The organism is Chelativorans sp. AA-79 (assembly GCF_029457495.1).
Classification (GTDB): domain Bacteria; phylum Pseudomonadota; class Alphaproteobacteria; order Rhizobiales; family Rhizobiaceae; genus Chelativorans.
On the sequence record NZ_CP120361.1, the window covers coordinates 2,497,839 to 2,520,463 of the forward strand.

22 protein-coding genes and 2 tRNA genes are annotated in these 22,625 nt (G+C 64.2%); 16 read left to right on the forward strand and 8 right to left on the reverse strand.

Annotated elements, in window-relative coordinates:
• Positions 1-4: 4 nt before the first annotated feature.
• From rpsI to PVE73_RS12115, 3 genes are all read right to left on the reverse strand, one after another.
• The gene (gene rpsI / locus PVE73_RS12105; RefSeq protein WP_277367153.1) at positions 5-484 is read right to left on the reverse strand and encodes a 30S ribosomal protein S9; all 480 of its coding nucleotides are present in this window, start codon (positions 482-484) and stop codon (positions 5-7) included.
• Positions 477-950: a 50S ribosomal protein L13 gene (gene rplM, locus PVE73_RS12110; RefSeq protein ID WP_277367154.1), complete on the reverse strand. Its 474-nt coding sequence runs from the start codon at positions 948-950 to the stop codon at positions 477-479. The genes rpsI and rplM overlap by 8 nt, the downstream gene beginning before the upstream one ends.
• A 206-nt stretch (positions 951-1,156) precedes the next feature.
• Entirely contained in the window at positions 1,157-1,615 is a 459-nt protein-coding gene (locus tag PVE73_RS12115) for a PaaI family thioesterase (protein ID WP_277367155.1), read from the reverse strand.
• A gap of 136 nt (positions 1,616-1,751) precedes the next feature.
• Here PVE73_RS12115 and PVE73_RS12120 point away from each other — a divergent pair, with 136 nt between their 5' ends.
• The 9 genes from PVE73_RS12120 (at position 1,752) to hupB (ending at position 12,665) form a co-directional block, all read left to right on the forward strand.
• Positions 1,752-2,573, forward strand: coding sequence for an enoyl-CoA hydratase (locus PVE73_RS12120; protein ID WP_277367156.1), 822 nt, complete (start codon positions 1,752-1,754; stop codon positions 2,571-2,573).
• Positions 2,570-3,025 carry a VOC family protein gene (locus PVE73_RS12125; RefSeq protein ID WP_277367157.1) on the forward strand — a complete coding sequence of 152 codons (456 nt, stop codon included), beginning with the start codon at positions 2,570-2,572 and terminating at the stop codon, positions 3,023-3,025. Before PVE73_RS12120 ends, PVE73_RS12125 begins: the two co-directional genes overlap by 4 nt.
• A complete protein-coding gene (locus PVE73_RS12130) occupies positions 3,022-3,483 on the forward strand; it encodes a CoA-binding protein (protein WP_277367158.1) in 462 nt (153 codons plus the stop codon). Before PVE73_RS12125 ends, PVE73_RS12130 begins: the two co-directional genes overlap by 4 nt.
• Positions 3,484-3,632: 149 nt before the next feature.
• Positions 3,633-4,916, forward strand: coding sequence for an O-acetylhomoserine aminocarboxypropyltransferase (locus PVE73_RS12135; RefSeq protein WP_277367159.1), 1,284 nt, complete (start codon positions 3,633-3,635; stop codon positions 4,914-4,916).
• A gap of 392 nt (positions 4,917-5,308) precedes the next feature.
• Positions 5,309-7,198, forward strand: coding sequence for an acyltransferase family protein (locus tag PVE73_RS12140; RefSeq protein WP_277367160.1), 1,890 nt, complete (start codon positions 5,309-5,311; stop codon positions 7,196-7,198).
• 118 nt (positions 7,199-7,316) lie between these two features.
• Complete coding sequence (locus PVE73_RS12145; protein ID WP_277367161.1) at positions 7,317-7,949, forward strand: ATP-dependent Clp protease proteolytic subunit; 633 nt, start codon at positions 7,317-7,319, stop codon at positions 7,947-7,949.
• 317 nt (positions 7,950-8,266) lie between these two features.
• On the forward strand, positions 8,267-9,541 hold the full coding sequence (gene clpX, locus PVE73_RS12150) for an ATP-dependent Clp protease ATP-binding subunit ClpX (RefSeq protein WP_277367162.1): 1,275 nt from the start codon (positions 8,267-8,269) through the stop codon (positions 9,539-9,541).
• A gap of 253 nt (positions 9,542-9,794) precedes the next feature.
• Positions 9,795-12,197 carry an endopeptidase La gene (lon, locus tag PVE73_RS12155; RefSeq protein WP_277367163.1) on the forward strand — a complete coding sequence of 801 codons (2,403 nt, stop codon included), beginning with the start codon at positions 9,795-9,797 and terminating at the stop codon, positions 12,195-12,197.
• Between the two features lie 195 nt (positions 12,198-12,392).
• Complete coding sequence (gene hupB, locus PVE73_RS12160; RefSeq protein WP_277367164.1) at positions 12,393-12,665, forward strand: DNA-binding protein HupB; 273 nt, start codon at positions 12,393-12,395, stop codon at positions 12,663-12,665.
• A 118-nt stretch (positions 12,666-12,783) separates the two neighbouring features.
• On the opposite strand, the gene PVE73_RS12165 is transcribed toward hupB, so the two are convergent.
• Positions 12,784-13,722 carry a LysR family transcriptional regulator gene (locus PVE73_RS12165; protein WP_277367165.1) on the reverse strand — a complete coding sequence of 313 codons (939 nt, stop codon included), beginning with the start codon at positions 13,720-13,722 and terminating at the stop codon, positions 12,784-12,786.
• A gap of 204 nt (positions 13,723-13,926) precedes the next feature.
• Between PVE73_RS12165 and PVE73_RS12170 the strand changes: the two genes are divergently transcribed.
• From PVE73_RS12170 to PVE73_RS12195, 6 genes are all read left to right on the forward strand, one after another.
• A complete protein-coding gene (locus tag PVE73_RS12170) occupies positions 13,927-15,132 on the forward strand; it encodes an ABC transporter substrate-binding protein (RefSeq protein ID WP_277367166.1) in 1,206 nt (401 codons plus the stop codon).
• Positions 15,133-15,137: 5 nt separating this feature from the next.
• Entirely contained in the window at positions 15,138-15,941 is an 804-nt protein-coding gene (locus PVE73_RS12175) for an ABC transporter ATP-binding protein (protein WP_277367167.1), read from the forward strand.
• On the forward strand, positions 15,934-16,647 hold the full coding sequence (locus PVE73_RS12180) for an ABC transporter ATP-binding protein (protein WP_277367168.1): 714 nt from the start codon (positions 15,934-15,936) through the stop codon (positions 16,645-16,647). Before PVE73_RS12175 ends, PVE73_RS12180 begins: the two co-directional genes overlap by 8 nt.
• 3 nt (positions 16,648-16,650) lie before the next feature.
• Positions 16,651-17,538: a branched-chain amino acid ABC transporter permease gene (locus PVE73_RS12185; protein ID WP_277367169.1), complete on the forward strand. Its 888-nt coding sequence runs from the start codon at positions 16,651-16,653 to the stop codon at positions 17,536-17,538.
• Between the two features lies 1 nt (position 17,539).
• Positions 17,540-18,505: a branched-chain amino acid ABC transporter permease gene (locus PVE73_RS12190; RefSeq protein ID WP_277367170.1), complete on the forward strand. Its 966-nt coding sequence runs from the start codon at positions 17,540-17,542 to the stop codon at positions 18,503-18,505.
• An 80-nt stretch (positions 18,506-18,585) separates the two neighbouring features.
• Complete coding sequence (locus PVE73_RS12195) at positions 18,586-20,184, forward strand: GMC family oxidoreductase N-terminal domain-containing protein (protein ID WP_277367171.1); 1,599 nt, start codon at positions 18,586-18,588, stop codon at positions 20,182-20,184.
• Between the two features lie 17 nt (positions 20,185-20,201).
• Here the strand turns inward: PVE73_RS12195 and PVE73_RS12200 are convergent, their stop codons facing one another.
• Both PVE73_RS12200 and PVE73_RS12205 read right to left on the reverse strand, forming a co-directional pair.
• Positions 20,202-20,471, reverse strand: a complete 270-nt coding sequence (locus PVE73_RS12200) for a DUF982 domain-containing protein (protein WP_346772416.1) — start codon at positions 20,469-20,471, stop codon at positions 20,202-20,204.
• 278 nt (positions 20,472-20,749) lie between these two features.
• Positions 20,750-20,826, reverse strand: a tRNA-Asp gene (locus PVE73_RS12205).
• Between the two features lie 192 nt (positions 20,827-21,018).
• Between PVE73_RS12205 and PVE73_RS12210 the strand changes: the two genes are divergently transcribed.
• Positions 21,019-21,094: transfer RNA gene (locus tag PVE73_RS12210), tRNA-Val, on the forward strand.
• Between the two features lie 168 nt (positions 21,095-21,262).
• On the opposite strand, the gene PVE73_RS12215 is transcribed toward PVE73_RS12210, so the two are convergent.
• Both PVE73_RS12215 and PVE73_RS12220 read right to left on the reverse strand, forming a co-directional pair.
• The gene (locus PVE73_RS12215; RefSeq protein ID WP_277367172.1) at positions 21,263-21,763 is read right to left on the reverse strand and encodes an SH3 domain-containing protein; all 501 of its coding nucleotides are present in this window, start codon (positions 21,761-21,763) and stop codon (positions 21,263-21,265) included.
• A gap of 86 nt (positions 21,764-21,849) precedes the next feature.
• Positions 21,850-22,593, reverse strand: a complete 744-nt coding sequence (locus PVE73_RS12220; protein WP_277367173.1) for an SDR family oxidoreductase — start codon at positions 22,591-22,593, stop codon at positions 21,850-21,852.
• Positions 22,594-22,625 lie beyond the last annotated feature (32 nt).

Below are 22,625 nucleotides of genomic sequence, written 5' to 3' on the forward strand. Positions count from 1 at the left end.
TGTATCAGCGCTTGGAGAACTGGAAGGAACGGCGGGCCTTGGCGCGGCCGTATTTCTTGCGCTCCACCACGCGGCTGTCGCGGGTGAGGAAGCCGCCCTTCTTGAGCACGGGACGCAGGTCCGGCTCGAAGAAGGTCAGCGCCCGCGAGATGCCGTGGCGCACCGCGCCCGCCTGGCCCGAAAGACCGCCGCCCACGACAGTGGCGACGATATCGTACTGGCCGTTACGGTTGGCCGCCACGATCGGCTGCTGCAGCACCATCTGCAGGACCGGCCGCGCGAAATACTGGGCGAATTCCTTGCCGTTCACCGTGATCTTGCCGGAGCCGGGCTTCACCCACACGCGGGCGATCGCGTTCTTGCGCTTGCCGGTGGCATAGGCGCGGCCTTGGGCATCGAGCTTCTGCACGTGGACGGGAGCTTCGGCCTCCGCCGTCTCACGCGTCGCCGCGCCCAGCTCCTGGAGGGAATTGATTTCAGCCATATGCCTGGACCCTTACATTCTTCTTGCTCATGGCGGCGACATCCAGCTTTTCGGGCTGCTGCGCCTCATGAGGGTGTTCTGCGCCCGCGTAGACACGCAGGTTCTTCATCTGGCGGCGTCCGAGTGGCCCGCGCGGGATCATGCGCTCCACGGCCTTCTCGACGACGCGCTCGGGGAACCGGCCCTCGAGGATCTGGCGCGCCGTGCGCTCCTTGATGCCGCCGGCATGGCCCGTATGCCAGTAATAGGTCTTGTCCTGGTACTTCTTGCCGGTGAAGACCACCTTGTCCGCGTTGATGATGATGACATTGTCGCCATCGTCCACATGGGGCGTGAAGGTGGGCTTGTGCTTGCCGCGCAGGCGGTTGGCGACGATGGTGGCGAGACGGCCGACGACGAGACCCTCGGCGTCGATCAGCACCCACTTCTTCGTCACCTCCGCAGGCTTCTGCGAGAAGGTTTTCATGATTCCGTCCGTTGTCCTGGACCTTGCACGAGGCAAGGCGTTTCTTGTTGCTTCAACCGATGGCCGAAAGACCCTCGAAACCGGGGCAAATGCCGCAGTCGGGCGCTTATACGGGCGCTCCAAGGGCAAGTCAAGGAAAGAAAATCGACTATGTCGAAAAAATATTAAGTAAAATCAGTTGGTTATCAAATAGGTATCATAATACCTCACAGATTCCGGCGCGGTGGAATGGCGTAGGTGCCCGTTGCATGGGCGACCAGCGACTTGTCCCGCCCCGCCGTGATGGCGACGTCGAACACCATGAGGCGCTTGCCGAGCTTCAGGATGCGGCAGGCGCCGTCGATCGCGCCGGCTTCCGCCTTGCGCATGAAATTGATGTTGAGATTGGTGGTGACCGCCAGCGCCTCGCGCCCGATATGGGAGAGGGCGCAGACATACCCGCCGATATCGGCGAGCGTGAAGAGCGACGGCCCGGACACGGTGTTCCCGGGCCTCAGGTGATGCTCTGCGGCCTCCAGCCGCACGACACAGCCGCCGGGCCGGACCTCGATTGCGCTGTAGGCGCGAAGCTCCTCGTTGAGCTGCGGATAAACCTCATCGAGGAAGGCGTTCACCTCGTCCGCGCCCATCACCGGCGACAGGCCTGCCGCTCCGTTCGTATCCATACCGGCGTCCCTCCCGCGCTTGACCCTTATGCCAGCGGAAGGCGACGATGGCCTTTTCGTGGCTGATCCGCAAGCCGCGCTGTGGTAGGGTCCGCCCGCGGATCGCACCGCCGCCCGATGCAGGAGGACGACACCGATGGCCGAGACGATCGCCCACGCGCGCGGCGAAGCGTTGGAGTTGGTGGGAACCCGGCAGGAGGAGGGCGTGCTCACGCTTATCCTGCAGAACCCGCCCGCCAATGCGCTTTCCATCGCCATGATGGACGCGCTGAAGGATGCGCTCGACCGCGCCCGCGACGATCATGCCGTGCGTGTGATCGTGATCGCGCATGAGGGGACGGTCTTTTCCGCCGGCCATGATCTCAAGGAGATGACGGCGCATCGCAGGGATGCCGACGGGGGCAGGGCGTTCTTCGCCCGGACGATGGCGCTCTGCGCCGACCTCATGCAGGCGATCGTGCACCATCCGAAGCCGGTGATCGCGGCGGTGGACGGCGTGGCGACGGCGGCCGGCTGTCAACTCGTCGCCTCCTGCGATCTGGCGGTGGCGTCCGGCCATGCACGCTTCGCCACCCCCGGCGTCAATATCGGCCTCTTCTGCTCCACGCCGATGGTGGCGCTTTCGCGCAACATCTCGCGCAAGCATGCGATGGAGATGCTGCTTGCCGGCGAGATGATCGACGCCGAGACGGCGCTCGTCTTCGGCCTCGTCAACCGCGTGGTGACGCGCGAGGAGCTGAACCGGACTGTCGTGAAGATGGCACGAGTCATCGCGTCCAAATCGCCTTTGACGATCAGGACCGGCAAGGAGGCATTTTACCGGCAGGCCGAGATGCGGCTGGCGGACGCCTATGAATACACCCAGCACGTGATGGTGGAGAACATGATGGCCCGCGACGCGGAAGAAGGCATCGGCGCATTCATAGAGAAGCGCGAACCGGAGTGGAGAGGCGAATGAAACTCGAACCGCGCATCTCGATCATCACCCTTGGTGTGGACGATCTCGACCGGGCGATCCGCTTCTACGAGGCCATGGGCCTGGAAAGGAGCAAGCGGATCACCGAGGGCGTGGCCTTCTTCCAGATGGGAGGCATGATCCTGGCATTGTGGCCGCGCGACCATCTGGCCGCCGACATCGCCAACGACAATTTCCGCCCGGCGAGGGGCGCCAACGGCAAGCCGGGATTCTCCGGCGTGGCGCTCGCCTACAACACGCGCTCCGAAGCCGAGGTGAGTCTCGTCCTCGACCAGGTGGACAAGGCGGGCGGCCGCGTTCTGAAACCCGCGCAGCGCGCCTTCTGGGGCGGTGTGCAGGGCTATTTTGCCGATACGGAGGGCAATCTCTGGGAAGTCGCGCACAATCCCGACTTTCCCATCGACGCCGAAGGCCGTATTACGCTGCCCGAATGAACCACGACACCTACGACAACGCCTATATCGCCGGTATCCTGGGCAGCGTGAGAAGCATCGCGGTGCTCGGCGCATCTCCGAAAGCCGACCGGCCGAGTTTCTCCGTCATGAGCTTCCTCATGCGCAGGGGATACCGCGTTTTCCCGGTCAATCCCGGCCAGGCGGGCAAGGAAATCGCCGGCGCGATGACCTACGCCCGGCTGGCCGAGCTTCCCGAGCCTGTGGACATGGTCGATGTCTTCCGCTCGTCCGCCGCGATTCCCGGCGTGGCGAATGAAGTCCTCGCCATGGACCCGCTGCCCAGGGTGGTCTGGATGCAACTCCGTATCCGCGACGATGCCTCCGCCGCGCGGCTTGAGGAAAGTGGCATCAAGGTGGTGATGAACCGCTGCCCGGCGATCGAAATCCCGCGTCTCGAGCGCGAAATCGGCTGGAAGGGACCTTCCACCGGCGGGTAGGCTTCGCCGTGTCTGCGCTCCGGCTCCCGATCGGCTTGGCTGGCCATGATTTTCCCCGCGCGCCCGGAAATCAGGCAAATCTTCTTTGCCTTGGCCCGGCGGCTCTGTATTGATTGGCGCGGTTCTGATTGTCGAACGGAGGAGATTCCATGACCGAGCGCACACCCGGTTTCAACACGCTTGCGATCCATGCCGGCGCTCAGGCCGACCCGGCGACCGGCGCCCGCGCCACGCCGATCTATCAGACGACCTCCTATGTGTTCGACGATGCGGAGCATGCGGCCTCGCTTTTCGGCCTGAAGGCCTTCGGCAACATCTACACCCGCATCATGAACCCCACGCAGGCGGTGCTGGAGGAGCGGGTGGCCGCGCTCGAGGGCGGCACGGCGGCGCTCGCGACCGCCTCGGGCCACGCGGCGCAGCTCCTCGTCTTCCACACGCTCATGCAGCCGGGCTGCAACTTCATCGCCGCCAGGAAGCTCTATGGCGGCTCGATCAACCAGTTCGGCCACGCCTTCAAGAACTTCAATTGGGAGGTTCGCTGGGCCGATCCGGAAGACATCTCCTCCTTCGAAAGCCAGATCGACGGCAACACCCGCGCGATCTTCGTGGAAAGCCTCGCCAATCCCGGCGGTACATTCGTGGATCTGGAGAAGATCTCGGAGGTGGCGAAGCTGCACGGATTGCCCTTCATCGTCGACAACACCATGGCCTCGCCCTATCTGCTGCGGCCCATCGAATACGGTGCCGACATCATCGTCCATTCGCTTACGAAGTTCATGGGCGGCCACGGCAACTCGATCGGCGGCATCCTGGTGGATTGCGGCACGTTCGACTGGTCGAAGTCGGGCAACTATCCCATGCTGTCGGAGCCGCGCCCGGAATATGGCGGCATGGTGCTGCACGAGACCTTCGGCAATTTCGCCTTCGCGATCGCCGCGCGCGTGCTCGGCCTGCGCGATTTCGGCCCGGCGATATCGCCGTTCAACGCCTTCCTGGTCCTCACCGGCATCGAGACCCTGCCGCTCAGGATGCAGCGCCACTGCGACAACGCGCTCGAGGTGGCCGAGTGGCTGAAGGGACATCCGGCCGTGGATTGGGTGTCCTATCCAGGCCTGCCCGAGGACCCGAATCACGCCCTCATGCGGAAATATTCGCCCAAGGGTGCGGGCGCCGTCTTCACCTTCGGGCTCAAGGGCGGTTACGACGCGGGCGTGAAGGTGGTGGAAGGCGTCGAGCTCTTCTCCCACCTCGCCAATATCGGCGACACGAAATCGCTGATCATCCACCCGGCCTCCACGACGCACCGCCAGCTCTCCGACGAACAGAAGGTGGCGGCAGGCGCCGGGCCGGACGTCGTCCGGCTCTCCGTGGGCATCGAGGATGTGGGCGACATCATCGCCGACCTGGAGCAGGCGCTGGCGAAGGTCTGAGCCCCCCACGCGCGGTGGGTGAGCCGTTCCTAGCCCACGGCGTGACAGGTGTCGCGCAACGCGTCGCCTTTGCGAGCCGGAGCGTAGGCACGCGCTCGAAGCACCTTGAGCGCCACCAGGGGGCCGGGCCGGGCAAGAGCTGTGCCTATGCGTAAAAAGCGCCCGCGCCGCAGGGGAGGCTCTTCTGGCCGGCCGCTGCTTCATCGCGGAATATTACGAGTGGATTCCCACAATTGAAGGCCGTTTCCGCGGCCTTCGTAATATTCATGAAACAGAGGGGGATAACCCTGGCCTTCCGCTTGGGGATCGACTGTGCCGGTGAGGAGATCAGCGCCTCGACGATGCGGCGGCTGCCGTAGCGCCGGAGATAATCAACCTTGCGAGGGGGTGGAATGAAATACCGTGCCGATATTGACGGCCTCAGGGCCGTTGCAGTCATCCCGGTCGTGCTGTTTCACGCGGGCCTGTCGCAATTCTCCGGCGGTTTCGTCGGTGTCGATGTCTTCTTCGTCATCTCCGGATACGTGATCTCCCAGAGCCTGCTGGGTGATATCGCACGAGGGGAATTCTCCATCCTCAACTTCTATGCCCGGCGTGTGAGGCGCATTTTCCCGGCGCTGTTCGCCGTGATGATCGCCACTTTCATCTACGCGTATTTCGTCTTGCTGCCCTCCCACTTCGCGGCTTTCTCCGAAAGCCTCCTTGCCGCGGCGACCTTCGTCTCGAACATCTATTTCTGGAAGGACTCCGGATATTTCGCCGCGGAAGCCGTCTACAGGCCGCTGCTTCACACATGGTCGCTGTCGGTAGAGGAGCAGTTCTATATCTTCATGCCGGTGGCGGTCTATCTGGTGGCGCGCTTCTTCGGGTCGCGATGGCTGGTCGTCTTCCTCCCTGTCCTTCTGGTCAGCCTCGCACTCAGCATCTATGCGATGGGAACCGCGCCCACCGCCAATTTCTATCTCCTGCCGACCAGGGCCTGGGAACTCCTTGTGGGGGCGCTGCTCGCCCTGGCTCCCCCGCCGCCGATGCGCAGCCGGGCGGCGAACGAGGTGATCGCGGCCCTGGGCCTCGCGCTGATCCTCTTTGCGGTTTTTGCCTTCGATGAATCGACGCCCTTCCCGGGCTACAACGCGCTTTATCCTTGTCTCGGCAGCGCGCTGCTCATCTATGCGGGCACCGGTGCCGGCTCGCTCGTCACCTCGCTCCTTTCGATGAGGCTGCTCGTGGCGGTAGGGCTGATCTCTTACTCGCTCTATCTCATCCACTGGCCCATCGTGGTCTTCGTCAACTACCAGAGCCTGGCGAGCCCGACCCTTCCGCAGACGGCCGGCATCGTCGCAGCCAGCGTCCTTCTGGCCGCGTTTTCCTGGCGGTATATCGAGCAGCCCTTCCGGCGTCCGGCTCCCCACCTCACGCGGCCGCGCCTGCTTACCGGTGGTGTTGCGGCGATCGCGGTCTTCGCCACCCTGGGTGCCATCGGCGCCCGCGCGCAGGGCTTTCCCGGCCGATTCCCCGATTTCGCGGAACAGAAGATCGCAGGCAACGAGCAGTGGCGGCTCAAGGACTGCTTCCGGATCAACGACATCAATGCGCGTCCCTGGGATGCGAAGGCCTGCACGCTCACGAGCGGCGGCACGCGCAAGGTTCTGCTGTGGGGCGATTCGTTCGCCGCTCAATATGTTCCCGGGATCGTGGGAAATGCCGACCGGATCGATGCGACCGTCATTCAGTACACGGGTCCCGGATGCCCGCCGGTGCTGTCCTACATGTCCTACGGCCGGCCGCTTTGTAAGGACTTCAACGCCAAGGCGCTCGAGTTCATCGAGAAGGAGGGCGTCGACGCGGTGATTCTGGGCGCACGCTGGACCGACCTCCAGTCGCGCGGGCTTGAGGAGCTGCGGAGCACGCTCGATGCCCTGAAGAAGATGGGTAGGGAAGTCTATATCCTCGGCCAGTCTCCCGAATTCTCGATGGATGTGCAGGTCATCGCCTATATGCAGGGCAGCCGTGATCCCGCCGCCCTCGACCGCTGGGACGTGTTCTTCGATCCCGAGATCAACGACGAACTCCAGGGCCTTGCGGAGGGAGCCGTGTTCATCAACCCCATGGCGGAACTCTGCGCCGGGCGGTCCTGTGTCTACCGCGACAAGGGCGTTTTCCTCTTCGAAGACTACGGACATTTCTCCGCGGAGGGCGCAAAGCGGGCGGTGGAGGCGTATTTTCCGTTCATGGATCCGAGCAGGAAGGCCATAGCTACCGAAGGGGGCACCAAGTCGTAGGGAGTTCCTTCGACGGGCCTGCTGCGGTCTTGCGCAATGCGGAGTCGCCGTCCTATCTAGAGGGCAATCCCAAGATTCCGTCATTTGGCGTGATGGATCCAGCGTTAAAGGAACCTCCATGAAGAATCCCGTCGAGACCGCGATGAATCTGGTGCCCATGGTCGTCGAGCAGACGAACCGTGGCGAACGCGCCTACGACATCTTCTCGCGTCTCCTCAAGGAACGAATCATCTTCATCACCGGGCCGATCGAGGACGGCGTCGCGACCCTTGTCTGCGCGCAGCTTCTCTTCCTCGAGGCGGAAAACCCGAAGAAGGAGATCGCGCTCTACATCAACTCGCCGGGCGGCGTGGTGACGAGCGGCATGGCGATCTACGACACCATGCAGTTCATCCAGCCGGCGGTCTCCACGCTCTGCATCGGCCAGGCGGCCTCCATGGGCTCGCTGCTTCTCTGCGCCGGGCACAAGGATATGCGTTTCGCCACGCCGAACGCGCGCATCATGGTGCACCAGCCCTCGGGCGGCTTTTCCGGCCAGGCCTCCGACATCGAGCGGCATGCACAGGACATCATCAAGCTGAAGCGGCGCCTGAACGAGGTCTATGTCAAGCACACGGGCCAGGATTACGAAGTGATCGAGCGCACGCTCGACCGCGATCACTTCATGAACTCGGACGAAGCGAAGGAATTCGGCCTGATCGACAGGGTGATCACCGAACGCGAGGCGATTGAGGCGCCGGGCGGCTCGTGATCGGCGGGGAACGGCGCTGCTCCTGATCCGGCAGGGGAGAACACCGGACTCCCAAGCCCAAAAATGCTGGGTGCTGCGTCATTTCCGTCACATTTTCCTGTTCCCTAAGCGCTGGCAACCGCCTAGGTTAAGCCTATGTTGAGTTTCAACAGCCTAGGTTTTCCTGGGAACCAGAATCGTTGCCGCGCTTTCAGATTTGTGTTTCGTTCTGAAGACGCGGATGAGAGAAGGCGGCGAACGAGCTTGCGGTCCGTCGTTTCCTGCTCTCGCGGCGCCGTCGTGGACGGGTGCCGACAGTACTGAAAGGAAAGTGAAACATGAGCAAGATCAGCAACAGCGGCGGTGATTCCAAGAACACGCTGTACTGCTCGTTCTGCGGCAAGAGCCAGCATGAGGTCCGTAAGCTGATCGCCGGCCCGACCGTCTTCATCTGCGATGAATGCGTCGAGCTGTGCATGGACATCATCCGCGAGGAGAACAAGTCCTCGATGGTGAAGTCGCGTGAAGGGGTTCCGACGCCGCAGGAGATCCTGAAGGTTCTGGACGATTATGTGATCGGTCAGCCCTACGCCAAGCGCGTGCTGTCGGTGGCGGTCCACAACCATTACAAGCGGCTGGCCCATGCCGGCAAGAACGCCGATGTGGAACTGTCGAAATCGAACATCCTGCTGATCGGGCCGACCGGCTGCGGCAAGACGCTGCTTGCCCAGACGCTCGCCCGCATCATCGACGTGCCCTTCACCATGGCCGACGCCACCACGCTGACGGAAGCCGGCTATGTGGGCGAGGATGTGGAGAACATCATCCTGAAGCTGCTGCAGTCGGCAGACTACAATGTCGAGCGGGCGCAGCGCGGCATCGTCTATATCGACGAGATCGACAAGATCTCGCGCAAGTCCGACAACCCCTCGATCACGCGCGACGTGTCGGGCGAGGGCGTGCAGCAGGCCCTGCTCAAGATCATGGAAGGCACCGTCGCCTCCGTGCCACCCCAGGGCGGGCGCAAGCATCCGCAGCAGGAATTCCTGCAGGTCGACACGTCCTCGATCCTGTTCATCTGCGGCGGCGCCTTCGCGGGGCTGGAGAAGATCATCTCCGACCGCGGCCGCAAGACCTCGATCGGCTTCGGCGCAAGCGTCTCCTCGCTGGAGGATCGGCGGGCGGGCGAACTCCTGCGCCAGGTCGAGCCGGAGGATCTTCTGAAATTCGGGCTCATTCCGGAATTCGTCGGCCGCCTGCCGATCCTGGCGACCCTCGAGGACCTCGACGAGGACGCGCTGGTGCAGATCCTCACCGAGCCCAAGAACGCGCTGGTGAAGCAGTACCAGCGCCTGTTCGAGATGGAGAATGTGGAACTGACCTTCCACGAGAACGCGCTGCGGGCGATCGCCCGCAAAGCCATCGAGCGCAAGACGGGCGCGCGCGGCCTGCGTTCCATCATGGAGTCGATCCTGCTCGACACCATGTTCGATCTGCCGGCCCTGGAAGGCGTTCAGGAGGTCGTGATTTCGGACGAGGTGGTGGCCGGCAATGCCCGGCCCCTCTACATCTACGCGGAACGCGAGAAGGAAAAGGGCAGCGTCAGCGCGTGATTGAAGGCCGGCGGCATGGAGGGATTTCCACTGGCGGGCTGCACCGCCGGCCCCCCGCGGATTTGGCCGCCGATCGGTTCGCCCGCGGGCTTGATATTGCCCCCCCATGCCTCCACCTAAGGAGCAAGCGGTGGCGGGTTCCGTATCCAGGATCGGTGTTGCGAGAGACAAGCCCTTCCCGGGCGGAACGACGTCCCAAAACGGTAAGGTCCGCGGTTGGCTCTCGGGCGGCCGCGGCTGAAAGGCTGATAAAATGACAGAAGCTCTGAAGACCTCGAGCGATGCCTTGTTCCCGGTGCTGCCTCTGCGCGACATCGTGGTGTTCCCGCACATGATCGTGCCGCTCTTCGTGGGACGCGAGAAGTCGATCAAGGCATTGGAAGAGGTGATGGGCGCCGAGAAGCAGGTTCTGCTGGCGACCCAGATGAACGCGGCGGACGACGATCCGGATCCGAGTGCGATCTATGACGTCGGCACGCTCGCCAACGTATTGCAGCTCCTGAAGCTTCCCGACGGCACGGTGAAGGTGTTGGTCGAGGGCGCCGCGCGCGCCCGCATCACCGGCTTCACCGACCGCCAGGACTATCATGAGGGCCACGCGGCGGTTCTTGAGGAGCCGGAAGAGGATGAGGTCGAAATCGAGGCGCTGGCGCGCTCGGTCGTGGCCGACTTCGAAAATTATGTGAAGCTCAACAAGAAGATCTCGCCCGAGGTCGTGGGCGCGACGAGCCAGATCGAGGATTATTCCAAGCTGGCCGATACCGTCGCCTCGCATCTCGCGATCAAGATCCCCGAGAAGCAGGAGATGCTCGCCACGCTTTCCATCCGTGAGCGGCTGGAAAAGGCCATGGGCTTCATGGAAGCCGAAATCTCCGTTCTGCAGGTGGAAAAGCGCATCCGCTCCCGCGTGAAGCGGCAGATGGAGAAGACACAGCGCGAGTACTACCTCAACGAGCAGATGAAGGCGATCCAGAAGGAGCTTGGCGAGGGCGAGGACGGCCGCAACGAGGTGGCCGAGCTCGAGGAGCGCATCAAAAAGACCAAGCTCTCCAAGGAGGCTCGCGAGAAGGCGGAAGCCGAGCTGAAGAAGCTGCAGACCATGTCGCCGATGTCCGCGGAGGCGACGGTGGTGCGCAACTATCTCGACTGGCTGCTGTCGATCCCATGGAAGAAGAGCTCCAAGGTGCGCAACGACCTGGGCTATGCCGAGGAGGTGCTCGATGCAGATCACTTCGGCCTGGAGAAGGTGAAGGAGCGCATCGTCGAGTATCTCGCCGTGCAGAGCCGGCAGAACAAGATCAAAGGTCCCATCCTCTGCCTCGTCGGCCCTCCCGGCGTCGGCAAGACCTCGCTCGGCAAGTCGATCGCCAAGGCGACCGGCCGCGAGTTCGTGCGCATGGCGCTCGGCGGCGTGCGTGACGAGGCCGAGATCCGCGGCCACCGGCGCACCTATATCGGCTCGATGCCCGGCAAGGTCATCCAGTCGATGAGGAAGGCCAAGAAATCCAACCCGCTCTTCCTGCTCGACGAGATCGACAAGATGGGCATGGATTTCCGCGGCGATCCGTCCTCGGCATTGCTCGAGGTGCTGGATCCGGAGCAGAACTCGACCTTCATGGATCATTACCTCGAGGTCGAATACGACCTGTCGAGCGTGATGTTCGTGACGACGGCGAACACCCTGAACATCCCGCCGGCCCTGATGGACCGGATGGAGATCATCCGCATCGCCGGCTACACGGAGGATGAGAAGGTCGAGATCGCAAAGCGGCATCTGCTGCCGAAGGCCATTCGCGAGCATGCGCTGAAGGAAGGCGAGTTCTCCGTGACCGACGGGGCTCTGCAGGAGGTCATCCGCACCTATACGCGGGAGGCCGGCGTGCGTAACCTCGAACGCGAGCTGATGAAGCTGGCGCGGAAGGCCGTGACAGAGATCCTCAAGACCGGCAACAAGGCGGTCGAGGTGACCGAGGACAATCTGGCCGATTATCTCGGCGTCCAGCGCTTCCGCTTCGGCCAGGTCGAGGGTGAGGATCAGGTCGGTGTCGTCACGGGTCTCGCCTGGACCGAGGTCGGCGGAGAATTGCTCACGATCGAAGGCGTCATGATGCCCGGCAAGGGCAAGATGACCGTCACGGGCAACCTGCGCGACGTGATGAAGGAATCGATCTCGGCGGCGGCGTCCTATGTCCGCTCGCGGGCTGTCGATTTCGGCATCGAGCCGCCGCTGTTCGACAAGAAGGACATCCACGTGCACGTGCCGGAAGGCGCGACACCCAAGGATGGTCCCTCGGCGGGCGTCGCCATGGCAACGGCCATCGTCTCGGTGATGACCGGCATCCCGGTGCGCAAGGATATCGCCATGACCGGCGAGATCACGCTGCGCGGGCGGGTGCTGCCGATCGGCGGCCTCAAGGAGAAGCTGCTTGCGGCCCTTCGCGGCGGCATCAAGAAGGTGCTGATCCCGGAAGAGAACGCCAAGGATCTGGCCGACATTCCGGAGAACGTGAAGAGCGGCCTGGAGATCGTGCCGGTCAGCCGTGTGGGCGAGGTGCTGGAGCACGCGCTGGTGCGCAGGCCCGAGCCGATCGAGTGGGTGGAGCCCGTCACGCCGGCCGTGACGGACCAGGCGGAACAGCCGGCCGTCGCGCACTAAGCGATCTCATTTTCGCCACAAACACGAAAAGCCGGCCCAAACGGGCCGGCTTTTTTGCTGAAACCCGCAGAAAACCGGGGATTTTATGATGTGGCGGCGCATTTGTCGCTTGGTGGCACGGCCACTTCTTCATAAAGTGCGGGCCTTGCCGGTTGAGTCGCTCTCCGGCCATAATCAGGAAGGGGTTTGTTGTTTATGAACAAGAACGAACTGGTATCCGCCGTTGCCGAGAAGGCCGGCATTTCCAAGGGTGATGCTCAGTCTGCCGTGGATGCGGTCTTCTCCGTGATCACCGGCGAGCTCAAGAATGGCGGTGACGTTCGGCTGGTGGGCTTCGGCAATTTCAGCGTGTCGCGGCGCGAGGCCTCCACGGGCCGCAACCCGCAGACCGGCGCCGAGGTGAAGATCCCGGCCCGCAACGTGCCGAAATTCTCCGCCGGCAAGGGCCTGAAGGACGCGATCAACTGATTGCGCCATAAAGACGCTTTCGCGAAAGGCCGGGCTTTGCCCGGCTTTTCCGTTTCGGGGCTGCCGCAATCATCCGGCTGGTGACCGTCACGTCTCTCCGGCCTGCCGATACATGGCGTCAAACCATCCGGCCCCGTGCCGTTGCCTCTGCAAGCAGGCGGTCGCCATGGAATTCATGTGCTGCCCGCGCCGCCTCCGCATGGATGAAGCCGGTGAGCATGCGGATGCGCGGGGCGACCGTCAGGTCCTTGTGGCAGATCGCCCAGTAGTGGCGCTCCAGATGCACCTCGCGCGGAATCACCGGCTGCAGTTCGGGATGGTGGCAGGCCATGTAGTGCGGCAGCACGCAGAGCCCCAGTCCGCTGCGCACGGCGGCAAGCTGGGCATGGATGCTCGAGCACTGATAGGCTGCGCGCACGCCCGGCAGGAGTTCACGGTGATAGTCCAGCCCCGGTGTGAAGACCGTGTCTTCGATATAGCCGATGAAGTAATGGTTCGCGAGGTCGGCCCGGGAGGCCACGGTCGCATGGCGCGCCAGATAGTCGCGGTGGCCGTAGACGAACAGCCGGTAAAGTGTGATCTTCTCATAATGGTACGGTCCGGCTTTGGGTGCGTTGAGCGTGATGGTGATGTCGGCCTCGCGGCGTGAAAGCGACACGATCTGCTGGATCGTCAGCACCTCTATCGAAAGCCCGGGCTGCGACTGGGCGAGCAGCGGCAGCCTGTCGGCCAGGAAGTAGTTGCCGAAGCCTTCCAGCGTGCTGATGCGTACCACGCCGCTCACCGGGGCGGCCCCGCTCATCGCCTCATTGTGGAAGTTGGAAGCCTCCCGCTCCATGACCTCCGCGCTCTCGACCAGCCGCTCGCCCAGCGCCGTCAGCGTGTAGCCGCGCGGGCTGCGCTCGAAGAGCTTCGTGGCGAGGGCCTGTTCCAGCCGGTCGATGCGGCGCGATACCGTCGCGTGGTTGGTCCTGAGCTTGCGCGCGGCAGCCGAAAGCTGGCCGGTGCGCGCCACGGCGAGGAAGAATTGCAGGTCGTCCCAGGTGAAGCGGTGCATGACCTTGTGCGTATTTCTACAAAACTTGTGCAGAATTGGACGTTTGTGTGCGCCAGCGTCAATGCTACTTTCCGCTCATGCTGCATTGCGGTTCGCCGCAGGGCACCTTCCCCGGCCTCGTGGAGGAGAACCGGAGACCGGGAGAGAAGAAGGGCCGGGGAGCAGCCATGGGCCTGGCGCCCGAGTTCAAGATGGGAGGAATAGATGAGACTATTGGCACTCGTTTCCGCCGCGCTGCTGGCGGCAACCGCGATTCCCGCCGCCGCGCAGGTTTCCGACGACAAGGTCAAGATCGGCATCCTGAACGACCAGTCCGGCGTCTATGCCGATTTCGGCGGCAAGTGGTCCTTCGAGGCGGCCAAGATGGCGGCCGAGGATTTTGGCGGCGAGGTTCTGGGTGCCCCGATCGAGGTGATCACGGCCGACCACCAGAACAAGCCGGACATCGCGTCGAACATCGCGCGCCAGTGGTACGACACCGAGCAGGTGGATTCCATCATGGAACTCACGACCTCCTCCGTGGCGCTGGCCGTCCAGGGCATCTCCAAGGAAAAGAAGAAGATCGATATCGTCACGGGTGCGGCGACGACGGAGCTCACCGGCGCCCAGTGCTCGCCCTACGGCTTCCACTGGGCCTATGACACCCATGCGCTGGCCGTGGGCACCGGCGGTGCGCTCGTCGAGCAGGGCGGCGACACATGGTTCTTCCTCACCGCCGACTACGCCTTCGGCTATTCGCTGGAGGAACAGACCTCGGAATTCGTGAAGTCGAAGGGGGGCGAGGTGCTTGGCGCCGTGCGCCATCCGCTCGCCACCACGGATTTCTCCTCCTTCCTGCTTCAGGCGCAGTCGTCCGGCGCCAAGGTGATCGGGCTCGCCAATGCCGGCCTGGACACCTCCAACGCCATCAAGCAGGCGGCCGAGTTCGGCATCGTCGCCGGCGGACAGCGGCTCGCCGCTCTTCTTTTCACGCTGTCGGAGGTGCACGGGCTGGGCCTCGAGGCCGCGCAGGGGCTGACACTGACGGAAGGCTATTACTGGGATCGCGACGACACCTCGCGCGAGTTCGCCCAACGCTTCTTCGAGCGCACGCAGCGCATGCCGAACATGATCCATGCCGGCACCTATTCCGCCGTCACGCAGTATCTGAAGGCCGTCGAGGCGGCGGGCACGGACGAGACCGAAGCGGTGGCCACGAAGCTGCACGAAATGCCCGTCGACGACATCTTCGCCCAGGGCGGCAAGGTGGGCGCCAATGGCCGCATGATCAAGGACATGTATCTGCTCGAGGTGAAGTCGCCCGACGAAAGCCAGGAGCCCTGGGACTATTTCAAGGTGCTGGCCACGATCCCGGGCGACGAAGCCTATATCGATCCGGCCGAGAGCGGCTGCCCGCTGGTCAGCCAGTAAAGCCGATGACCGATGTGCTTACGGCGGCCGCGCCCGGCCGCCAGGCCGATGCACAGGGGGCGCGGGCGGTGCTTTCCGCCCGTGGCCTTCGGCGTGAGTTCGGCGGCTTCATCGCCGTCAACAATGTCGATATCGATGCCCATCATGCACAGATCCATGCGCTCATCGGCCCGAACGGCGCCGGCAAGACGACCGTCTTCAACCTGCTCACCAAATTCCTGGTGCCCACCAGCGGCACGATCCATCTGGAAGGCCGCGACATCACCAGGCTCTCGCCGGCGCGCGTGGCGCGCATGGGGCTGGTGCGCTCGTTCCAGATCTCGGCCACCTTCCCGCATCTGACCGTGCTCGACAATGTGCGCGTGGCGCTCCAGCGCCCGGGAGGGCTCGGCTACCAGTTCTGGCTGCCGCTCTCTTCGCTCGGCCGCCTCGACGCCCGCGCAGACGAACTGCTGGAATCGGTCGGCCTCGAGGACGAGCGGCACAAGCTTGCCGCCGATCTCTCCTATGGGCGCAAGCGCGTGCTGGAAATCGCCACCACGCTGGCGCTCGATCCCAAGGTGCTGCTGCTCGACGAGCCGATGGCCGGCATGGGCCAGGAGGATATCGGCAAGGTCTCCGAGATCATCCGCGCCGTGGCGAAGGATCGGGCGGTGCTGATGGTCGAGCACAATCTCAAGGTCGTGGCCGACCTTTGCGACCGTATCACCGTGCTCCAGCGCGGCGAAGTGATCGCGACCGGCGACTACGCCACCGTGAGCGAGAACGAGCAGGTGAGGCTTGCCTATATGGGGACGGCCCATGACTGAGCACGCGCCGCTGCTTTCCATCTCGGACCTTCACGCCTGGTATGGCGAAAGCCACGTGCTGCACGGCGTGAATCTCGACGTCCATCCCGGCGAGACGGTTACGCTGCTCGGCCGCAACGGCGTCGGCAAGACGACGACGCTCAGGGCCGTCATGGGCATCCTCCGCAAGCGCACGGGCCGGATCGCCTTCGACGGCAAGGACCTGACGCGCCTGCCGCTCCACCGCACGGCGCATATGGGCATCGGCTTCGTGCCGGAGGAGCGCGGCATCTTCTCCACGCTTTCCGTCGAGGAGAACCTCCTTCTCCCGCCCGTGGTCTCGCGGAATGGCGGCATGAGCATCGAAGAGATCTTCAAGCTCTTCCCCAACCTGAAGGAGCGCCGCAACAGCCAGGGCACGAAGCTTTCCGGCGGCGAGCAGCAGATGCTCGCCATCGCCCGCATGCTGCGCACCGGCGTGCGCCTCCTCCTCCTCGACGAGCCCACGGAGGGCCTCGCGCCCGTGATCGTCCAGCGCATCGGCGAGGTGCTGACGGCATTGAAGGAACGCGGCATGACCATCCTGCTGGTCGAGCAGAATTTCCATTTCGCCCGCCGCATCGCCGATCGCTTCTATCTCATGGAGCACGGGCAGGTGACGGCAAGCTTCCCCGTCTCCGAGCTAGACAGCCGGATGGAGGCTCTGCATGAGACGCTGGGGGTCTGACCTATGACGATGATCTTCGGGATTCCGATCCAGGCCTTCCTCGGCCAGCTGCTCGTGGGTCTCATCAACGGCTCCTTCTACGCGATGCTGAGCCTGGGCCTCGCCATCATCTTCGGCATGCTGCGTATCATCAATTTCGCCCATGGCGCGCAGTATATGCTGGGCGCCTTCGTGGGCTACCTGCTGCTTAGCCATTTCGGCATCGGCTATTGGCCGGCGCTCATCCTGGCGCCGCTCGTCGTGGCCATCTTCGGCATGGTCGTGGAGCGGCTGGCGCTCTCGCGCCTCTATGATCTCGATCATCTCTACGGCCTGCTCTTCACATTCGGCCTCGCGCTGGTGATCGAGGGCACGTTCCGCTATTTCTACGGCGTCTCCGGTCAGGCCTACACGCCGCCGCCCGCGCTCACCGGCGCGGTCAATCTCGGCTTCATGTTCCTGCCGGTCTATCGCGGCTGGGCCGTCATCGCCTCGCTTGTGATCTGCATCGGCACATGGCTCCTGATCGAGAAGACGAAGCTCGGCTCGTATCTGCGCGCGGCGACGGAGAACCCGACGCTCGTTCAGGCCTTCGGCGTCAATGTCCCGTTGCTCCTGACGCTCACCTACGGCATCGGCGCCGGGCTCGCCGGACTTGCCGGCATCATGGCTGCGCCGGTCTACCAGGTGAGCCCGCTGATGGGCTCGAACCTCATCATCATCGTCTTCGCCGTGGTGGTGGTGGGCGGCATGGGGTCCATCCTCGGCGCCATCGTCACCGGCTACATGCTGGGGCTGGCGGAGGGGCTCACCAAGGTTTTCTACCCCGAGGCGTCCAACATCGTGATCTTCGTCATCATGGCGATCGTGCTTCTCGTCCGGCCCGCGGGCCTCTTCGGAAAGGACGCCTGAGATGGCGGATATGACTCTTTCCGGAGCCGAAGCCCGCCGCGCAACACGCCTGGATTTCATCCTGCTTCTCGTGGCCGTGGCGGGCCTGCTTGCCGCACCCTTCTTCTTCTACCCCATCTTCCTGATGAAGATGCTGTGCTTCGCGCTCTTCGCCTGCGCCTTCAACCTGCTGCTCGGTTTCACGGGGCTGCTCTCCTTCGGCCACGCGGCTTTCTTCGGCGGCGCTGCCTATTTCACCGCCCATGCGGTGAAGGAGTGGGGCTGGACGCCGGAAGCGGGCGTGCTGCTGGGCCTCGTGGGCGCTGCCGCCATGGGAGCGGTGATGGGTTTCCTCGCCATCCGCCGCCAGGGCATCTATTTCGCCATGGTCACGCTGGCGCTGGCACAGATGTTCTTCTTCTTCTGTCTCCAGGCGCCCTTCACCAGGGGCGAGGACGGCATCCAAGGCGTGCCGCGCGGCCATCTTTTCGGTTTCGTCGATCTCAATCAGCCGCTCAACATCTATTATTTCGTGCTCGCGGTGTTCCTGATCGGCGTTTTTGCCATCTGGCGCATCGTCAACTCACCCTTCGGCATGATCCTCAAGTCCATCCGCGAGAACGAGAACCGTGCGATCTCGCTGGGTTACAGCGTGCAGCGCTACAAGCTCGCCGCCTTCGTGATGTCGGCGGCGCTCGCGGGTCTCGCCGGCGCGTTGAAATCACTCGTTTTCCAGTTCGCCACGCTCACCGACGTGGGCTGGCAGATGTCGGGCGAGGTGATCCTCATGACGCTTCTCGGCGGCATCGGCACCATGGTGGGGCCGATCGTGGGGGCAGGGCTGGTGGTGGCGCTGCAGAACTATCTCGCCACCTCGCCGCTGCCGGTCACCATCGTCACCGGCGCGATCTTCATGATCTGCGTGCTCATCTTCCGTCGCGGCATCGTGGGCGAGATCCAGGCCCTCCTGCAGCGGCGGGGCGGGTAGGGGCGTGGCAATGGCTGGAAACGCCGGCAGCAGAACGCGGGCCACTCCAACCTTTCAGGCTTTTCGGGCCTATACCGCCCATGCCTGAGACCTACGACTATATCATCGTCGGCGCGGGAACGGCGGGCTGCCTGCTCGCCAACCGGCTCTCGGCGGACCCGAATGTCTCCGTCCTGCTGCTCGAAGCCGGCGGCAGCGACAACTATCACTGGATACACATCCCGGTCGGCTATCTCTACTGCATCTCCAACCCACGCACGGACTGGTGCTTCACCACGCAGGCCGAGCCGGGGCTGGCCGGCCGCTCGCTCGCCTATCCGCGCGGCAGGGTGCTGGGCGGCTGCTCCTCCATCAACGGCATGATCTATATGCGCGGGCAGGCCCGCGATTATGACCTTTGGCGCCAGATGGGCTGCGCCGGCTGGGGCTGGGACGACGTGCTGCCCTACTTCCGGAAGACCGAGGACTATCATCTCGGCCCGGACGCGTACCACGGGGCCGGCGGCGAGTGGCGCGTGGAGGAGGCGCGCGTGCGCTGGGAGATCCTGGATGCCTTCCAGGCTGCCGCGGAGGCCGCCGGCATCCCGCGCACGGACGATTTCAACCGCGGCGACAACGAGGGCTCTTCCTATTTCAAGGTGAACCAGCGCCGCGGCATCCGCTGGAACGCATCGAAAGCCTTCCTGCGGCCGGTCCGCCACCGTCGCAATCTCAAGGTCGAGACCAATGCCCATGCGCGCCGGCTCCTGATCGAGGAGCTGACGGCCAAGGGTGTCGAGTTCGACCAGCGCGGCACCACGCGCACGGTTCATGCGCGCCGCGAAGTGATCCTGGCCGCCGGCGCCATCGGCTCGCCGCATCTTCTGGAACTTTCCGGCATCGGCAAGGGCGAGGCGCTTCGGAAAGCGGGCATCGACGTTCTTCTTGAGCGGCGGGATGTCGGCGGGAACCTGCAGGATCATCTGCAACTGCGCTGCGCCTACAAGGTCTCGGGCATCCGCACACTCAACGAGCGGGCAGGGCGCCTCATGGGCAAGATGGCGATCGCGGTGGAGTATGCGCTGAGCCGATCGGGCGCGATGTCCATGGCGCCGAGCCAGCTCGGCCTCTTCACGCGCTCCGACCCCTCCTACGAGACGCCCAATCTCCAGTACCACGTGCAGCCGCTGACGCTGGAAAGATTTGGCGAGCCGCTGCACGCTTTCCCGGCCTTCACGGCGAGCGTGTGCAATCTAAGGCCCGAAAGCCGGGGCTCCGTGCATGCCCTCTCGCCCGACTTCCGCCAGCATCCGGCGATCCAGCCGAACTATCTGTCGGCCGAGGCCGACAAGCATGTGGCGGCCGACGCAATCCGCCTCACCCGGCACATCGTGGCGCAGGAGCCGCTGAAGCCTTACAAGCCGGAAGAGTTCAAACCTGGGCCGGAGTTTCAGACCGAGGATCAGCTGGTGGAGGCTGCGGCCCTCATCGGCACCACGATCTTCCACCCCGTGGGCACCTGCCGCATGGGCGCGGACGAGGAGGCGGTCGTCGATCCGGCGCTGAAAATGCGCGGCATTTCGCGCCTGCGCATAGCGGATGCCTCTGTGATGCCCACGATCACTTCGGGCAACACGAATTCCCCCACGCTGATGATCGCGGAGAAGGCCGCCGACCTGATCCTTTCCGATGCGCGCTGAGACCGGCGCCTTGTGCCCTACTCCGACAGGACCCTGGCTTCCGACGCTGCATCGACAAAGGCGGTTCGGGCGATCTCCGCGGGCATGTCGCCGTGCATCGCCCGCTGACAGGCGCGCAGCGCCGCCTGATGTTTCATGCTCCCTCGTTCACGCCAGTTGCCGCTCAGCACGTCGATCGCTTGCCGCGCGCTCGACACGTAGCGGATGTCGCCGGTGATGCATTCGGAAACGGGCACCGGTCTGGAAAACCAACCTTCGTTCATGGTCGGATCTCCCTTGAAGATCAAAGAAAAATCCTATCACAAAAAGCATGCCGCATGAAGGAAAACCCCGTTGACCCGACCGGCAGCGGTGAGGCGTGCCCAGGAGCCGGCGCGGTGCATGCCGACTTTCAGGCTGGACACATCTCTGCAAGGGCACACGGCCGGGAGGAGGAAGCCGAGCAGGAGAAAACGGGCGGCAAGATACGCCGCGAGACGGCCCGGCTTGAGCCGCCGTCGACCTGTGAAGGGGAGAGGATGCTAAAAGTCTGGAAAAACAGCGATGCCAAAGCCTTGGAAGGCAATGGCGCGAGTGACGGGGCTCGAACCCGCGACCTCCGGCGTGACAGGCCGGCACTCTAACCAACTGAGCTACACCCGCGCTTCCGATATGCGCAACCGCATGTCGTGGCGGTCAATTAGGCGGTTCGCATTGACCTGTCAAGCAGGTCCGGGCCATTTGCCGGATGAATTCACGACGCCGTCTCCGGAGGCTTCGGCACGCTGATTTTCCCTTGCGGTCAAGCGCCGAACCGCCTAAACGGACGGGCTTGAAACCGGCCGACGGCCGCGCGGGCGATTAGCTCAGTTGGTAGAGCGCTTCGTTTACACCGAAGATGTCGGGAGTTCGAGTCTCTCATCGCCCACCAGCCTTTCCCATTTGAATGTCTTGCATTTTCTTGGCCCGCAGGGCGTCCGCGCCGACACCGGGTTACAGCGCCTGTGGAATGGGTGCTTTCGGTTACATCCATGATTTCCCGAGCCCGACCGGCGTGCTTCCCTCGTCGCCCACCGGCCGCCACAGCAGCCCCGGCGTTCTACTGGCCGCTGAGATGGCGCCTGGCCACCCACCCCTGCCAGCCGTCCACACGGATCTTCTGCCAGTTGCCGACGGAGTAGGGCAGGAAGGCGATCCCGCATTGCCGGCGGCCGCGGCGCGTGAGCACGCGCGACCGCGGCGAAGGGAAGGCCCGCAGATTGAGGCGGTCCCCCGGCGCCACGCCGGTGACGCAGTACATGGCAGGCGAGACCATGGCTATATAGTGCCCGTGCACCCAGCCGCGATTGTGCCCGTCCTCCACCAGGCACCAGTCTCCCCGGCATTCCCTCTGCACGACGATCCCGCAGGTGCCGTAGCGGAGCCGGCTCAATATCGGCGCGCTCGTGCCGGGCCGTTCGCGCATGTTGAGCGCGTCGTCGCTGCGGACATTGACGACGCAATGCTCCTCCCCCGGCACCACCTGGCCTGCACTGGCGGCATTCGCCGCAAACAGAAGAAAACCGGCGACTCCCGCCGCTTTCAGGAACCGATTGATCATGTATCTCTCTCCAGCCTCATGGAGAGTGCTTCTAGCGCCCGTGAGATGAACGGCCGATGTATGCCGGCCGGCCCCGGTTACGGACGCTAGCGCCCGCCCGACACGTCGATGAAGCCGCCCGTCACATAGGAGGAGGCATCGCCGAGGAGCCAGAGAATGGCTTCCGCCACTTCCTCGGCCCGTCCGGCGCGGCCGAGCGGGGAGCCAACGCCGAGCCGCCGCGCGCGGTCGGGTTGCCCGCCGCTTGCATGGATCTCCGTCTCGATCAGGCCGGGCCGGACGGCGTTCACGCGCACGCCTTCGCCGCCCATCTCCTTGGCCAGCCCGATGGTCAGCGTATCCACGGCCGCCTTGGAGCCCGCATAGTCCACATATTCGAACGGCGAGCCCAGACGGGCAGCCATGGACGAGACCAGCACGATGGATCCGCCAGGGCCGCCGCGGCTCTTCGCCAGCCGGCGTGCGGCCTCGCGCGCGGTGAGATAGGCGCCGATCGTGTTCACCTCGAAGATGCGCCGCATGCGGTCGAGCCCGATCTCCACCAGCGGCCGGGAAGGGGCGACGATGCCGGCATTGGCCACCACGCCCGTGAGCGGGCCCAGTTCCCGCTCGGCCGCATCATAGATGGCGACGACGTCGGCTTCGTCTGCCACGTCGCCTCGCACGGCGGCGGCCTTGCCGCCCGCGGCGGTGATCTCCGTCACCACATCCTCCGCGGCGCCGGCATTGCCGACATAGTTGACCGCCACCGACCACCCCTTCGCCGCTGCCAACAGCGCCGTTGCGCGGCCGATGCCCCGGCTTCCGCCGGTGACCAGAACCGAATGCATGAACCCCTCCCTGAGCCTGACGATCCTTCGTT